Annotated in this window: 14 protein-coding genes and 1 other RNA gene; 6 read left to right on the top strand and 9 right to left on the bottom strand. The window is 58.1% G+C overall.

What is annotated here, in order from left to right:
* The 5 genes from NW818_RS12010 to NW818_RS11990 all read left to right on the top strand — a co-directional run.
* The coding region (locus NW818_RS12010) for a ribulose bisphosphate carboxylase small subunit (RefSeq protein ID WP_414424681.1) at positions 1-380 on the top strand (380 nt) is incomplete at its 5' end.
* A gap of 66 nt (positions 381-446) precedes the next feature.
* Complete coding sequence (locus NW818_RS12005; RefSeq protein WP_414424680.1) at positions 447-1,112, top strand: hypothetical protein; 666 nt, start codon at positions 447-449, stop codon at positions 1,110-1,112.
* Positions 1,113-1,138: 26 nt separating this feature from the next.
* Positions 1,139-1,861, top strand: coding sequence for a carbon dioxide-concentrating mechanism protein CcmK (locus tag NW818_RS12000; protein ID WP_414329208.1), 723 nt, complete (start codon positions 1,139-1,141; stop codon positions 1,859-1,861).
* A 72-nt stretch (positions 1,862-1,933) separates the two neighbouring features.
* Positions 1,934-2,031: signal recognition particle sRNA small type (gene ffs, locus NW818_RS11995), an RNA gene on the top strand.
* 62 nt (positions 2,032-2,093) lie between these two features.
* Entirely contained in the window at positions 2,094-2,498 is a 405-nt protein-coding gene (locus tag NW818_RS11990) for a hypothetical protein (RefSeq protein ID WP_414343637.1), read from the top strand.
* A 302-nt stretch (positions 2,499-2,800) separates the two neighbouring features.
* On the opposite strand, the gene serS is transcribed toward NW818_RS11990, so the two are convergent.
* The 4 genes from serS to NW818_RS11970 form a co-directional block, all read right to left on the bottom strand.
* Entirely contained in the window at positions 2,801-4,108 is a 1,308-nt protein-coding gene (gene serS, locus NW818_RS11985) for a serine--tRNA ligase (RefSeq protein WP_414424679.1), read from the bottom strand.
* A 34-nt stretch (positions 4,109-4,142) separates the two neighbouring features.
* Complete coding sequence (gene ilvC, locus NW818_RS11980) at positions 4,143-5,135, bottom strand: ketol-acid reductoisomerase (protein WP_414424678.1); 993 nt, start codon at positions 5,133-5,135, stop codon at positions 4,143-4,145.
* A gap of 63 nt (positions 5,136-5,198) precedes the next feature.
* Entirely contained in the window at positions 5,199-6,677 is a 1,479-nt protein-coding gene (locus tag NW818_RS11975) for a glycosyltransferase (protein ID WP_414424677.1), read from the bottom strand.
* Positions 6,678-6,864: 187 nt separating this feature from the next.
* The gene (locus NW818_RS11970) at positions 6,865-7,326 is read right to left on the bottom strand and encodes a YlqD family protein (RefSeq protein ID WP_011433386.1); all 462 of its coding nucleotides are present in this window, start codon (positions 7,324-7,326) and stop codon (positions 6,865-6,867) included.
* A gap of 278 nt (positions 7,327-7,604) precedes the next feature.
* On the opposite strand from NW818_RS11970, the gene hemC reads away from it, so the two are divergent.
* Positions 7,605-8,591: a hydroxymethylbilane synthase gene (hemC, locus tag NW818_RS11965; protein ID WP_414424676.1), complete on the top strand. Its 987-nt coding sequence runs from the start codon at positions 7,605-7,607 to the stop codon at positions 8,589-8,591.
* Between the two features lie 251 nt (positions 8,592-8,842).
* Here hemC and NW818_RS11960 read toward each other — a convergent pair whose 3' ends face one another.
* The 5 genes from NW818_RS11960 to NW818_RS11940 all read right to left on the bottom strand — a co-directional run bounded on the left by NW818_RS11960 (position 8,843) and on the right by NW818_RS11940 (position 14,678).
* Positions 8,843-10,333, bottom strand: a complete 1,491-nt coding sequence (locus tag NW818_RS11960) for a DUF2157 domain-containing protein (protein ID WP_414424675.1) — start codon at positions 10,331-10,333, stop codon at positions 8,843-8,845.
* 17 nt (positions 10,334-10,350) lie between these two features.
* Positions 10,351-11,097 (bottom strand): phosphoribosylaminoimidazolesuccinocarboxamide synthase, encoded by a 747-nt coding sequence (gene purC / locus NW818_RS11955; RefSeq protein WP_414344193.1) that lies wholly within the window; start codon positions 11,095-11,097, stop codon positions 10,351-10,353.
* Positions 11,098-11,107: 10 nt separating this feature from the next.
* Positions 11,108-12,667, bottom strand: coding sequence for a sugar transferase (locus NW818_RS11950; RefSeq protein ID WP_414424674.1), 1,560 nt, complete (start codon positions 12,665-12,667; stop codon positions 11,108-11,110).
* A 353-nt stretch (positions 12,668-13,020) separates the two neighbouring features.
* Positions 13,021-13,758 carry a class I SAM-dependent methyltransferase gene (locus NW818_RS11945; RefSeq protein WP_041436582.1) on the bottom strand — a complete coding sequence of 246 codons (738 nt, stop codon included), beginning with the start codon at positions 13,756-13,758 and terminating at the stop codon, positions 13,021-13,023.
* Between the two features lie 77 nt (positions 13,759-13,835).
* The gene (locus NW818_RS11940) at positions 13,836-14,678 is read right to left on the bottom strand and encodes an FAD-dependent thymidylate synthase (RefSeq protein WP_414424673.1); all 843 of its coding nucleotides are present in this window, start codon (positions 14,676-14,678) and stop codon (positions 13,836-13,838) included.
* Positions 14,679-14,866: the final 188 nt, after the last annotated feature.

Genomic DNA, 14,866 nt, shown 5'->3' with positions numbered 1-14,866 from the left:
GGATCGATCCCAAAGGCAAACGGCGGGTCTATGAGCGCATCATCCAAACCCCTGGCGGAAAATCTGCTGCTGCTGCCGTGGCTCCCGCTTCCGCGACCAAGGGATCCCTTTCTGGCACCCGCCTCAGCGCCGAGGTGGTGGCTCAGGTGCAGCAGTTGCTCAGCCAAGGCTACCGCATCGGCACCGAACATGCGGACAAGCGCCGTTTTCGCACGTCTTCCTGGCAAAGCTGTAGCCCCATCGAGGCCACCCAAGTGCCGCAAGTGGTGGCAGCTCTGGAAGCCTGTCTGGAGGAACATCGCGGCGAATACGTCCGCCTGCTGGGTATTGACCCAAAAGCCAAACGGCGAGTGCTGGAGCAGATCATCCAAACCCCTTGAGGGATCCCAGCTTTTTTTGACCTCTGTTGGTTCAAGCCCAACCCCCCAGCGATGAGGAGCACTTTGTTGGCCTCTACTTTGCCCAACTCCATGACGCTCCGCGCCTTGCCTGGCCAGAACGACGAAACTCGCTATTTTGTCAGTGGTGAGGTACAGGTGGAAGCCGGGGCGGGGATTGGGGCAGGGGTGCTGCTGCGGGCCAACCCCGGCTGTCGAATTCACATCGGGCGCGGCGCGTGTATCGGCATGGGATCCGTTCTGCACGCCTGTGGGGGATCCCTCATCGTGGAGGCGGGAGCAACCTTGGGAATGGGGGTGCTGGTGATCGGGCAGGGCACCATCGGCGAAAACGCCTGCATCGGCTCAGAAACCACAGTGCTGAATTGTTCGGTGCTCAGCCAAGCGGTTATTCCCCCCGGCTCGCTGCTCGGGGATCCCACCTATGGTTTCGATCTCCAGGAGGCGGGCGGCAACAAGCCCATCCCGGCAGAGCCCTCGCCGGCGGCAGTGGAAATGGCTCCAGAGATGTCGCCTGAGCCGTCTCCCCCACCCAGTTCTCCGGTGGCCAATGTTGAAAAGCAAACCCGCCGTTGGCACCAAGAAAAATCCGACTCCCCAGAGACCAAAACCCATAAGCTCAATGGGATCCCTGGCCATTGGGAATTGGATCGCCTCTTGAGCAAGATTTATCCCCATCGACAGGTGCTCTCCTCTGGGGATGGCCGGCTCTGATGGCTAAACTGGCATGAGTGGTTAGGATGCCGATGTCAACCTCTCTGGGCCTGATTCAGACGCGCAGCTTTCCGGTCATTGTGCGCATTGCTGACGCCATGACCAAATCGGCAGGCGTGACACTGATCGGCTTTGAGAAAACCTCGGGGGGCTACTGCACAGCCATTGTGCGGGGGGGAATTGCCGATGTGCGCATTGCCATTGAGGAGGGCATTGAGCTGGCCCGCCAGTTTGACCAAGAGGAGATCTCCAGTTTGGTGATCCCGCGCCCCCTGCCCAACTTGGAAGTGGTACTGCCGATCAGCAGCAAGCTGTCTCAACTGGCACAAAACCGCGGCTACAGCCGCCTCAGTAACTTGGCCGTGGGCCTGCTGGAAACTCGCGGCTTCCCGGCAATGGTGGGAGCTGCCGATGTCATGCTCAAAACCGCGGATGTCCAACTGGCGGCCTACGAGACCATTGGGGATGGCCTATGTACGGCCATTATCCGCGGTACAGTGGCCAACGTGGCCATTGCCATCGATGCCGGCATGTACGAAGCAGAGCGCATTGGGGAATTGCACGCGGTGGCAGTGATCCCCCGCCCTCTGGACGAACTGGAGCAAGCGCTGCCCGTGGCCAGTTGTTTTGTTGCTCAACCGGTTACCCTGCCGGTAACCCTTCCTCAAGTTCAGGAACAGGAGGTGCAGCGCAGCGATACAGCCGTAGAGCGGATCCCTGTTTATCTGGAGCCGCCTGAAACTCCCTAGCCCCCTGAGAAACCCATCTGTTGCCCAAGAAAGCCGAGCAGGGCAGAGGGGAAAAATGCTAGGCTACTGGAAGACCTGGGTCCGTGCAGCTCCGACGCCCAAACCGTGTCAGGATCGGAAGATAGCAGCACCACGGGATGCTCTGAGCAGGCGCGTCAACCCGGGTCGCCCTTTGCAGCCCTACTTCTCTCTGCTGGGTTCTCTCCTCCTTGCCCTAGCAGCGCATTACACTATGTCCGAAACAGACAATCCCCTCGCCAACTGGGCTCAAAAAGCCTTTTACTTCGGCATGGGTTTGGCGGCTGTGGCGGCGGATAATGCTGCCAAGGTGGCCAGCAAAGCGGGTATCCGTCTGATGGAGTTGCGCAAGCAGGCGCAAGCTTTGGTGGACGAGCTGGTGGAGCGGGGGGCGATGACCGCTGAAGAGGCGCGGGCTTACATGGATGCCATCGCCGCCAACGCCAACCGCAAGGGAGAAGACAGACAAACTGCCGGTCCCCGCAAGATCACCATTGATGACATTAGCGATACCGAGGGCGAGGCAGGCACGGCCATCGAACTTTCGGAAGCGGCCCGTCTGCGCCAGAAGATCGCCGAATTGCAAGCTGAGTTGGATCGCCTCAAGGGCAAATCTTGAGCGGAAGGACAGCCCGGCAGGAAGGTAGGAATGCATTGCTTCCTAGCTCCTCTCCCCTTTTGCATAGCGGAAGCGGTACCGCAGAGCACTTGGGAAGTGTCTCAACCTAACTTGAAATGACCCTAAAGATTGAGGCTACCGTCAGGTGGATCGTCTCTGTGAAGTGTTAGGGATCCTCATCCTTGTAGAGCGAGGAGCAGGTCAAGCTGATTCATTTCCAAACTGCAGAAAAGATAAGGGCGTCTGCCGGGTGGGCAGGAGCGTCTCAATCGAGTCTCAATCAAACTGGGTTGAGTTTGAGCTCAGGCAGCAGGAATGAGGATCCCGTCTTCCGAGAGAAACCGGGAGCTGAGAAAGGGACGCAGCGCCTTGGGAATGCGAATCGAGCCATCCGGCTGTTGGTGATTTTCGAGCAGGGCAGCCAGAGAGCGCCCCACCGCCAAGCCAGATCCGTTCAGGGTGTGGACAAACTGGGTGCCTTTCTGGCCGGCTTCTTTGTAGCGCAGGTTAGCACGGCGGGCCTGAAAGTCCCAGCAGTTGGAGCAACTGGAGATCTCGCGGTATTGATTTTGGGAGGGGAACCACACCTCCAAGTCAAAGCAGCGGGCTGCCGCAAAGCCCAAATCGCCGCTACACAGCTCCACCACCCGGTAGGGCAGCTCCAGCATCTGTAAGATGGCCTCGGCATCCTGCACCAGCTTCTCGTGTTCGGCTTCCGATTGATCTGGGCGAGTGACCTTGACCAGCTCCACTTTTTGAAACTGGTGCAACCGGATCAGCCCCTTGGTGTCGCGGCCATAGCTGCCCGCCTCACGGCGAAAACAAGGGGTGTAAGCACAGAAGTAAAGAGGGAGGGACTCCGCAGGGATTACCTCATCCCGGTACAGATTGGTAAGGGGAACTTCCGCCGTCGGGATCAGCCACAGGTCGTCGTCAGCACAGCGAAAGCTGTCTTCGGCAAACTTGGGCAACTGCCCCGTCCCCTGCAAAGCGGCGCTGTTGACCAAAAAGGGCGGGATCACCTCGGTGTAGCCGGCTGCAACGTGGCGCTCCAGCATCATGGCAATCAAAGCCCGTTCCAGGGCCGCGCCCGCCCCTACCATAGCCACAAAGCGGCTTTGGGCCACTTTGACCGCACGGCCAATCTCCAGCAACCCTAGTTTTTCGGCAATCTCGTCATGGGGAAGGACAGGATGGGCAGGTTTCAGCTCCTCACCCCAGCGACGCACCTCTACATTGTCGGTCTCATCTCGGCCAACCGGCACGCTGGGCAGGGGCAAATTGGGCAGGGTGAGCAGCCGAGCGCGAATCTCCTCTTCCAGCTCTCGTTCCCGCTGCTCCAGTTGGGCGATCTCGGCCTTGAGATCCACCCCCCGCTGCCGTAGGGCCGCCACTTCGGGGCCCTGGGGATCCGCCCCCTGGCGGAGGATCTCGCCGACTTTTTTGCCGAGGCTGTTGCTTTCGGCCTGCAGGGAGCCCTTGCGGGCCTCCAACTGCCGCCGCTCCCGATCCAACTGCAGGATCCCGTCCAGATCGACTGTGGCCCGGCGATTTTGCAGGGCTTGGCGTACTTGTTCAGGGCGATCCCGCAGCAGCTTCAGATCCAGCACAGAGATGGTCTACCCTCAGCTCCAGATATCCGACCTATTTCTTTAGCCAGCTAAACATGGCCCGCAGCTCCCTGCCCACCTGTTCAATGGGGTGTTCGGCCTCGCGGCGCCGCATCGCAGTAAGCCCTGGCTTGCCGGCCTGATTTTCCAAGACAAATTCACGGGCAAATTGGCCGCTTTGAATCTCGGCGAGGATGCGTTTCATCTCGGCGCGGGTTTGCTCCGTGATGATGCGGGGGCCACGGGTGTAGTCGCCGTATTCTGCCGTGTTGGAGATGCTGTGGCGCATTTTCTCCAAGCCCCCCTCGACAATGAGATCCACGATCAGCTTCACCTCGTGCAGGCACTCGAAGTAGGCCAGTTCCGGCTGGTAGCCCGCTTCCACCAAGGTTTCAAACCCCGCTTTGATCAGAGCCGTCAGCCCACCGCAGAGCACCACCTGCTCGCCAAAGAGGTCGGTTTCGGTCTCTTCCCGGAAGGTGGTTTCCAAAATGCCGGCCCGCGTGCCACCGATGGCTTTGGCATAGGCCATGGCCCGCTCCCGTGCCATTCCCGAGGCATCTTGATAGACGGCAAACAGGCAGGGCACCCCTTCCCCCGCTTGGTAGGTGCGCCGCACCAAGTGCCCAGGGCCTTTGGGGGCAACCATGATGACATCCACGTCTGCCGGCGGCTGGATCTGCCCGAAGTGAATGTTGAAGCCGTGGGCAAAGAGGAGCACGTTCCCCGGCTGCAGGTGGGGACGGATTTCGCCCTGGAAAACGGCCTTTTGCACTTCATCGGGCAGCAAAACCATTACCCAATCGGCGGCAGCGGCAGCATCCGCCACCGTTTTGACCATTAAGCCGTCTTGCTCGGCTTTGGGCCAGGAAGGGCTGCCAGGGTAAAGGCCAACGATGACCTGGACACCGCTATCGCGCAAATTGAGGGCGTGGGCGTGGCCTTGGCTGCCGTAGCCGATGACGGCAACGGTTTTATCGGCCAAAGGCTCCAGGTTGGCGTCGGTGTCGTAGTAGAGGCGGGCCATGGTCGAGCAGGGCGTGAGCAGGTGCTTGACTAGGATAGCAGGATTGGATCCAACTTGCTGACCTCAAGCGCCGTGATGAACAGTTTTCACCCACCTTAGGCGCTTGGGCTGTACACACATGCGAGCGGTTGTGGCGATCATAACCGGCAGCCAGTGGAGCATGTAGACCAAGCCCAGGGCGGTGTGCCACCAAAGTCGCCGTCCGCGCAAGCCCTCCACCTGGCGTAGCCCCCGGTAAAAAGCCACCGTCAGGCAGCCCATCACCAGCGCGTTCAAGGGGAGCAGCACCGAGGAGTGGCCCGCCAACAGCACCCAGAGGGTGTCGGGAACCAAGGCCATCGGCAGCAAGTACTGAGAAATAAAGAAGGCCCAGAGATCTACTGTTTTGGCCATCCCCATGCGGCGACTGAGGATCCCTGGCCAGTAGTCGAGATAGCGCTGGTAGCCCCCTTCCGCCCAGCGGCAGCGCTGGTGCCAGAGACTTTTCCAAGAGGTGACCCCTTCTTCGACGATGGCCGGCTCCGTCAGAAAGGCGATATCTACGCCCGCCAGGTGCAGCTTGAAGGTGAGATCCAGGTCGTCAGTGAGGGTGCTCTCATTCCAGCCGCCGCACTTTTCCAAGACATCTCGCCGCACCAGTTGGCCATTGCCGCGTAGCTCGCCAATGCCCCTCACGGCCACGCGCTGCTGCTGAAAATAAGCGTCGGAGGCCATTTCCGCCACCTGCCCCAGAGTCCAGAAGTTGACGTTGGGGTTGCTCAGGGCCTTGCGCACCTGGACAGCGCCTACCGTCCGTCTGCTGAAACGGCTGCGCAGGCTGCTCACTTGAACAAACAAGGGCAGAGTGCGGGCAAGAAAATCCGAAGGCACCACAGCATCGGCATCGCAGACCAGGATGATCTCCCCTTGGGTGAGGGGCAGTACCTCGTTGAGGGCGCCGGACTTACCCCCGCCCCGCCCCGGCTGCCGCCGGTAAACCCGCAGATGCGGGATCCACTTTTGGGCTTCCCGCAGAACTTCAGGGGTGGCATCGCTGCTGTTGTCGTCGATGGCCCACAGCTCCAGATGGCTGGTGGGGTAACGGAGCTGGGTCAAGCTGTGCAACAGCCGTGGGAGCACTGCGCTCTCGTTCTTGGCCGGGATCAACACAGCCACACGGGGCAAGGCCAGCCCCCCCAACTCGTCACCGAACTTAGCAAGACCGCTCTGCCCATCCGGTTGCATCGGCAGGACGGAGTCATTGCTGTTATCTGCTGACCTGGGATCCCGGCGGGTCGCAGCGGCAGGAGGAAGTCTCAGAGGGGGCAGGGAGGTCGCCGGTTGCAGGCGAAATAAGCGGCTAATGTGGATCACCATGAACGTGGCCAAACCAACGGTGATCCAACGGGCCGTCGGCACCACATGCATCAGGCTGACCAACCCCCACACCATGGCCAGAACCAGCAGAGCCTTGAGACGGCGGCGCTGGGCCGAGGTGAGCAACCAATCGGGAAGATGAAGATCCTCGAGAGGCTCTGGCTCTGACCAGACGAACTCAGACATGGGAATCCTCCCCCGGGCGGCAATGTTACCCAACCTCGCCAGCCTGTGCGAGCGTTAACCCAAAGGCTGTTAAGAGGTTGTTACCTATTGTCACCCATTGTGTTGGCGAAACGGAGTTCTCGAGAACCTACAGGCGAGAAAAATTGGGGATCCCGACTGCCGCTTCTCCGGCAAGGGGGTGAGTAGCCTATGGGTTACCGCGAATCTCTTTGATCACCCCATCTTCCAGAAGGATCTCGACCTGCATTTTCTGGATCAGGTTGTCTCCTTTTTGGACTCGGAAGAAGCTCTCCACATTGCCCTGCAGCACTTCTTGGTTAAGCTCCAGGGTGCTCAGTTGGTTGATCTGCTGCAACAGTTGGTTTTTCTGATCCAAGAGCCGGATCTTCTGCTCATTCACGCGGCTTTTCACCGCTTCCACCTGTTGGAGCACTTGGGGGCTGTTGGGGTTGGGGCTCTGTTTCTCCAGTTCGGCAATAGCCCGCTTGCCCTGAAACTCCAGCTGTTGCATCTGAGCATCGGTGGCTTCGATCTGCCGCTCTAATTGCTCCTGCATTTCCTTTTTCCAAAGGGGTGTGACCACCACCTTAACGGGAATGTTGCGTTTGAGCAGTAATTGAGTGCCGTTGCTGACGTTGTTTTCTTCCATAAGACTCATCCAGGCAGACGACCAACCAAACCAGGGGCTTGTGCCCATTGTAGAAAGCTCCCCTCAAAAGCTCTGGGGTTGGGGAAGAGGAGCTTGACAGACCGGATCCTCCCCCGCCGAGCCGGAGAATCCATCTACTTATCCTACCGGCTGGGATCCCTGCGGTAAAGTCTTGATTTCGGGAAACTGCAATTTTGGTTAAGGATCTTAAAGGCCGCCGCCTTGCCCTGGCACAGATTCGGCTAGCGTGAGAGACAGTGTTCTTTTTTGCGGCAGCCATGAGCGAACGGGCCTCGACCCCTTCCAAACCCTCTGCTGGGATCACCAAGCCGGTGCGGATTGCCTCTCGAAAAAGCGAGTTGGCTTTGGTGCAGACCCAGTGGGTGATGGGTCAGTTGCAAGAACACCATCCGGGATTACCCCTGGAGCTCAACACCCTTTCCACCCAGGGAGACATCATCCTGGATGTAGCCCTGGCCAAAATTGGGGACAAAGGTCTTTTTACCAAGGAATTGGAAGTTAGCCTGCTCAACGGCAGCAGCGACTTGGCGGTACACAGCCTTAAAGACTTGCCCACTCGCCTGCCGGAGGGCTTGGTGTTGGGGGCGATCACGCGGCGGGAGGATCCCCTGGATGCTTTGGTGGTGGGGGAAAAGTTCCGGGATTACCGACTGGCCACCCTGCCAGAGGGGACGGTGATCGGCACTTCATCGCTGCGGCGGCTGGCCCAACTGCGCCATGCCTTTCCCCACTTGCGCTTTAAGGACGTGCGGGGCAACCTCAACACCCGCCTGGCTAAGCTGGAGCGGGGAGAGTACGATGGCCTGATTTTGGCGGTGGCCGGCTTGAAGCGTCTGGGCAAAGCCGACCGGATCCACGAGGTGTTGGATCCCAGCGTGTCTCTGTACGCGGTTGGGCAGGGATCCCTGGGAATCGAGTGTCGGCAGGGAGATGAGCGGATTCTGGAGCTTATCCGACCCTTGGCCGATGCGGAGGCCACAGCCCGCTGCTTGGCAGAGCGAGCTTTCCTGCGGGCTTTGGAAGGAGGGTGTCAAGTGCCCATTGGCGTTCACAGCCAAGTCCGAGGGGAGGAGCTGCACCTAACCGGTATGGTGGCCGAGCTGGATGGCCGGCGGCTCATCCGCGATACTCAGACGGGATCCACCGCCGATCCCGAGGCAGTGGGGATGGCTCTTGCAGAAAAGCTAAAACAGCAGGGGGCCGACGAGATTTTGCAAGCCATTTTTGCCCAGGCCCGCCGTTAGGCTTTCCTATTTTTTCTGAGTAGGCTTTGAGAACTTCAGCTAGGGTCAGCTGAAGAAAAGGGGGAACAATGAAGTCACCCCTACGTGAATTGCACTCAAATGGGAAATTCGCATTCGCAGCAGCAGTATCTAAGCTCTAGCTCAGCTTGCAAAACCGCAAACTTTGTAAATTCTTGTGAATTCCAGCTCAATTCCAGCTTTTTCCTTTGCTTGATCATGTAGCGGGGCTTGGCTTCCTAGAAGGGCAAGAATTAGAGACGGGAGAAAATCCGCCGCTCAAATTTCAGCCCCAGCCAGATTACCCCGATCCCACAGGCCACCAACACCGCCGACTTGGCCAACAGGCCGGTTGGGTACTCGAAAAAGCGGGTCAGCACCACCAGGGTTAGCCCCAACAGTCCCTGCCAGAAGCGCCCCCGCCGCCCTTGCTGTAGCCCTTCCCAGCAGAGCACTGCTGACAGCCCCAGCAACAGCAAGGTCACTATCCAGGGGGCAAAGAGGACCAAGGCTGCTCCTGCCGTCACGTTCAAAGGCACAGCGCTGCCGATCCCCAGCAAAAGCGCCAAGGCAACCAGAGAAATCAGAACAGCAGCATCCTTCAGCCAAGACGAAACGGGCTGGGATCTCTTCTCCTGCCAACCCTGCCACCAGCCCCAGCCCGTCAGCAGCAGCAACCCCACTGCCGACAAGCTCGCCCAGGGATCCCCAACGTTCCAGAGGGGATCCTCGGAAAGATCGACCCACGTCCCGACAAAGCTCCAGACATAGAGCAGGACACCCAGCCCCAGCAGAGCCAAGTTCTGGGCTGTCGGGGCCAAATCCAAGCCTTGCTCCAGCTCGCCGGGAAGCTCTGGATCCCTTCCTTCAGTTAAAACCCGGCTTAGCCAAGGCTTATGGCGTTGGTGCCACAGACCCAACCCCCACACAACTGCAACACCAAGCAGATGCAAAAGGGTTAAACCTTGGAAAGAGCTGCCCAAACGCTCGGCTAACCCTTGCAACGCCAGGCCAAAGTTCACCACGGCCAGGGCAAAAACCCAGCGAGAGCAACACCAATAGGCCAGAGGAACCAGCAGGCCCAGGGTCAACCAAGGATAGAGGAAGTTGACAGTCCCCCAATCCACGAAGTCGGCTACCATCCCCAAGCCCAGCAGAAGGCAGGCCAGTACACCGCTGGGGCTGTGACGCAAGCCGTAGGCCATGGCCAAACCGCCCATCCCCCAGGCCCAAAACAAGCCTGCCGCAGATCCCCCAAGCTGAACCCACTGCGCCATCAGGCCAATACAGGCTCCCAGGGTCAGTTCACCGGCTATCAGCAGGGCGCTGCCCAGCCGTCGGGATCCCTGCTGCCAAACCTGGAAGCCAGCCACCTGCAGCCCTACCATGAGGGCCAAGCACCCCCAGGCTCTTGCCCAGCGGGGAATGGCAGCCCAGTTGGCCGCCACAAAGGAGATCACCCCTAGGCCCACCAGAACTGCGCCAAACAGCAGAAGCACCAGGGCAAATCGCCCGCCGGCTGAGCGTTGCAAACTCTCCAGTTGGTAATACTCCCGCAGGCGATCCCGTTGGGCAGGTTCGATCAACCCCTGCTCCACCCAGGCATCCAGCAGGTTGGCCAGTTGGCGGCGGAAACGCTCGCCGGGGTAGGGGGGGCGGGGAGAGGTCATGGCGGGATCCCGACAAGCGAAAGGAGGCTCGGGCGTTAAAGGAGTGGGATCGCTGAGGCGATTATAGTCCCTCACCCCTGGCTCCTCTCCCTCTAGGAGAGAAGGAATTGGGATCCCACTGCCTGAAGCACCCGCTGCAACACCTCTTGATAGCCAGCCACCGGATCCCCCAGATCAAAGCGAAAGAGATCTTTATCCAGCACCCGCGGCTCAGATCCCCCCCGATCCCAAAGACGGCAGGTATCGGGGCTAATCTCGTCGGCTAGCAGGATCTCTCCCTTCTCGTCCAGGCCAAACTCCAGCTTAAAGTCCACCAACTCTAGGCGGCAGCTTCGCCAGAAAGCCTGCAGATGGTTGTTGATGGCCAAAGCCAGGGATCCCAAGCGCTCCACCTGCTCCGGCGTGGCCAACTGCAATAGGCGGATGTGATCTGGGGTCACCAAGGGATCCCCCAAGGCATCGTTTTTGTAATAGAACTCCACCAGCGGCGGCTCGATGGGAAGGCCCTGCTCCAGGCCCAGCCGTCGGCAGAGGCTACCCGCTGTGCGGTTGCGCACCACCACTTCCAAAGGCAGGATGTGCAAGGCTCGCACCTGCATCTCGGTGGGGCCGGTTTGGGCCAAGAAATGGTTGGGGATCCCTTGCTGCGCCAGGTAGGCAAACACATGGCTGGAGACGGTGCAATTCACCTCTCCCTTGCCGGCGATGGATCCCCGCTTTTGGGCGTTGAAGGCCGTGGCGTCGTCTTTGTATTGGCAAAGATAAACCCTGGGATCGGCAGTGCGGTAGATGCGCTTGGCCTTGCCCTCGTAGAGCAGCTCTTGGGGGGAGAATGGCATACGCTAACCCCTAGTATCCGGCCAGCCGTCCGCGGATCCCTTGCCAGAAGGTGATGGCCAAGATGCGCAGATCCAGCCACAGCGACCAGTTTTGCACATAGTAGAGATCATACTGGGTGCGGCGGGCAATGCTGGTATCTCCCCGCAGGCCGTGGATCTGGGCCCAGCCGGTGAGGCCACTTTTTACCAAATGCCGATCCGGATACTTGGGGATCTCCTGGCTAAACTGCTCGACAAAGTAGGGCCGCTCTGGGCGGGGGCCCACTAGGCTCATTTCCCCTTTCAGGACGTTCCACAGTTGGGGCAGCTCGTCCAGGTTGGTGCGGCGCAAAAAGGCTCCTATCTTGGTTCGGCGCGGATCCCCAGGGCGCGTCCAGCCCGGCTGGCCGGCTGCCTCAGCATCCACTCGCATGGTGCGGAACTTGGCAATCCAAAAGCGACGCCCGTCCAAGCTCACCCGCTCTTGCCAATACAGAATGGGGCCAGGACTGCTGCAGGCTACCAGCAGGGCAATAATCAAAAACAGAGGGCTAAGCAAGATCAGGCCCAGGGAAGCTCCTAGGATGTCTACAGCTCGCTTGAGGAACCGGTTGTGGGCGTAGCGCAAAGGGGGCTGACGCAGAGTTAGCAGCGGGATCCCGTCGAGAGACTGCAGGCTGAAGTTCACCGTTAAAAAACTTAAGATATCCGGCACCAAGCGCACCTGCACCGACAACGCTTGCAAACTGAGCAACAGAGGAGCAGTTGCCAGCTCCGGTTGCCCAAACCACACCTCCTGCACTTCTGGGTGGGCTTGCAGATAGGCAATCAAATGGACCAGATCCAGACGCTCAAGAGCCGACCAGGAAGGCTCAAGCTGACTGCACAAGCAGGAGAGGGTTCCTCGGGATGAGCCGGACAGAGTCCTGTCGGCAGACTTAACCCCGTCAGAGGTAGGGCGGGCGGTGTTCAGTACTGGATATGAATCTTGACAGGGATCCCCATCCTGGGACGGGAGATCTTCCCCGCAAGAGCCTTGCTCTACGCCTGCCCAGGCGACTACCTGGAAGCCCAACTGCGGGGATCGCTGCAATCGCTCCAACACTTCCGCCAACACCGACCAGGATCCCACCCAGATGACCTGCCGCCGACCGTAGCCCCTAGAGCACAACCAGCCCATGCCCAGCCGCAACCCCACCCGTACCAAAGTCAAACTCAGCAGAGCCAACAAGCCGGCGTAGCCCACCACCAGCCGCGACAAAGAGACCGAGCGAACGAAAAAGGCCCCTGCCAGCACCAAACCAAACGTCAATCCCAACCCCACCAGCAAACTGGCCCATTCTTCAAAGCGAGACAAGCGCTTCGACTCACCGTATCCGCCTAAGCCCGCCTGAATGCCCCAATAACTGAGGGCGGTCAACAATCCCAAGGCCGCGTAGACATCCCAAGGCAAGAGCTGATGAGGACGCAAGCTGCGCAGCCAGTAGCCCGCCCCAAAGGCCAACCAAATACAAAGGCCATCGCCAAAACAGGCCAAGGGCACCCACAAACGATGCAGATCCAGACGAGTTTTATAGCCGCGTTCGGCCAAGGGTTATCTCCTTCGGCATCAAGACTGTTGACAATCTTACAGAAAAGATTGTGCATCTGAGGCTATTGGACAAGATCAGTGTTGACCAAAACTTGAATGGGTAGCCCTCACCAGATAATTCTATTGACGGCCCTTCCCAGCTTCAAAGGACTTCATGCTGCTGACACAAAATAAGTTCTTTAAGTAATTGGGATCCTCATCATGCAAGAGATAAAAATCCCTGTTGAGTGGGTTAAGTACCGTCGGAAAAGGCTGTTGTAGAAACTACCAGAATTGCAGACATTGGATGTCGAAACATGAGAGTTTAAGCAATGATCAAAGTGCAGTCTGAGAACAGCAATGATGACAGGATACTACGATTTCGTTGCCGGGCCGGCTACTGCCAGCAGAGATACACCGAAGGGCAGAGAAAACTTAGGTATCAGATAGGCTTCTGCAGCAAAAATACCCGTCAGCAGTCGATTGAGCCAAAGCGGCGGCATTTTCAGATCTTGGCTTTCCCTCAGGCGAAGCACTTTCTGCATTATGCGGATCCCTGAAATGATTGGGAAAAGAAAACTGTTGAAGAAAACAAGGGTATAAACTTCTAGACCTGAGCTTTTAAGCAACGACAAAAGTTGCCCGCGGGTATATCGTCTCTTGTGATGATTAAGCTCATCATGTAAACTCCACAGCCACGGATAAGCCGGAACAGTTACAACTAAGTAGCCAGATGGGGTTAACCTTTGACTGAGGGCTAGGAGAGCTTCTTTGTCATTCTCCAGATGCTCCAGCACATCCAGCAAAGCAATCAAATCAAATCGTTGAGAACCAAAGGGGATCCGGTTTGGCAACTCCCCCTCTGCCACGATCCCAATACCGCGAGCTTGGGCCAGCGGCAGTGCAATTTCACTCTTTTCCATAGCCCAAACTTTGCCAAATCTGGACAACATCTCCAGGTTGCCGCCGCTACCACAGCCAGCTTCCAAAATATAAGCAGAGGGGGGAAGCGACAGGGATCCAATAACCCGACTCAGAATGTGACGGCGACCCAAAAACCACCAATGCCGGTCTTCCAAGCCTGCCATTTGCTCATAAGCTTCGGGATCCATACCCGTAACCCAACAAAAGATCAAAAACAGGATTAGCCGCAGAAGGGGTTAGCAGAGCATATCTATCTAAACTAAGTTTAGGGGGATAATCGAGCCTTTCCCCAGCGATGCTTACGATACCAGGCCGCCACGTGGGGACACCACGCTTCAAAGTGGGGCCAAATCAGTTCACACAGATGTTGAATTTCTCGTTGAGCATCTTCTTTGGCTCGTAAATCCAAAAAATGCATTAGACTGCGGCAATTGAAAGAGACCACGAAGTGTTGTCGGATCCCGTAGCCAATGATGTTACGGGCATCTTCATAGGGCAATCCGCACTCTTCTACCAGGCGATAATAAGCAATGGCCTGGCTGCGATATTGCGCAAGAATGATATCCAAAGCTTCGGGGGAGATGGGCCTAAAGCCTTGGCGGGTTTTGGCCTTGCCCTCCTTGACGCTGGCAGGAACGTAAAACAAAGTTTCCAGCTCTTGCAAAGACAAGGAGGACTCCGTCCCGCCACTGTGCTCCGCATTGCTGACGCAACCGTAGCCGGTCTCGCCAACAGGAGCAGCAGTCTCGGTTGTGCTCCGCACCGCTGACGCGAACAAGAGCTTTTTGCCCAAATCGGCAATTTGCTGGCCTGTATATCGGAAGGATTGAACATCAAAAGAAATTCCCACCCGATGAGTACGGGCCTGTTGCATGACAGCATGGGGAAAATAGCCTACCCCAAACGTGATCTGAGGATGCTCTAGAGGCCCATAGTGGCCACGGTTGCCCTCCAGCAAATGCCGCACCACGGCCTCTCCATACTTTTCCGGGATCCGGCTTTCTGAGGTGACAAAATCAGGGCTGTAATCCTGGTGCATGGCCTGGTAGATGACCCGTTCTGGATCTGGGGTTTGATTCAGCACCACAACTTGAAACAAAGCATCCACAGGCTGCATCCCCTAGTGCTTCGCACCGCATGTTAGGATTCTGAGATCCTTGTAAGATCATATTGGCAGCGGAGAACGCCAACGGCATTGGCCTGCTCCACCACAGAGCATATTCCCTATCTGCCCCCACCCTGAGGTATTCCTTAACTCAGTGTAAGGAGAAGAGAGCATGACTCTAGTCAATAATA

This window comes from Synechococcus sp. R6-5, assembly GCF_047461775.1.
Lineage (GTDB): Bacteria > Cyanobacteriota > Cyanobacteriia > Thermostichales > Thermostichaceae > Thermostichus.
Note: the sequence above shows the minus strand (reverse complement) of the source record. Positions and strands in the feature narration are given on the sequence as shown.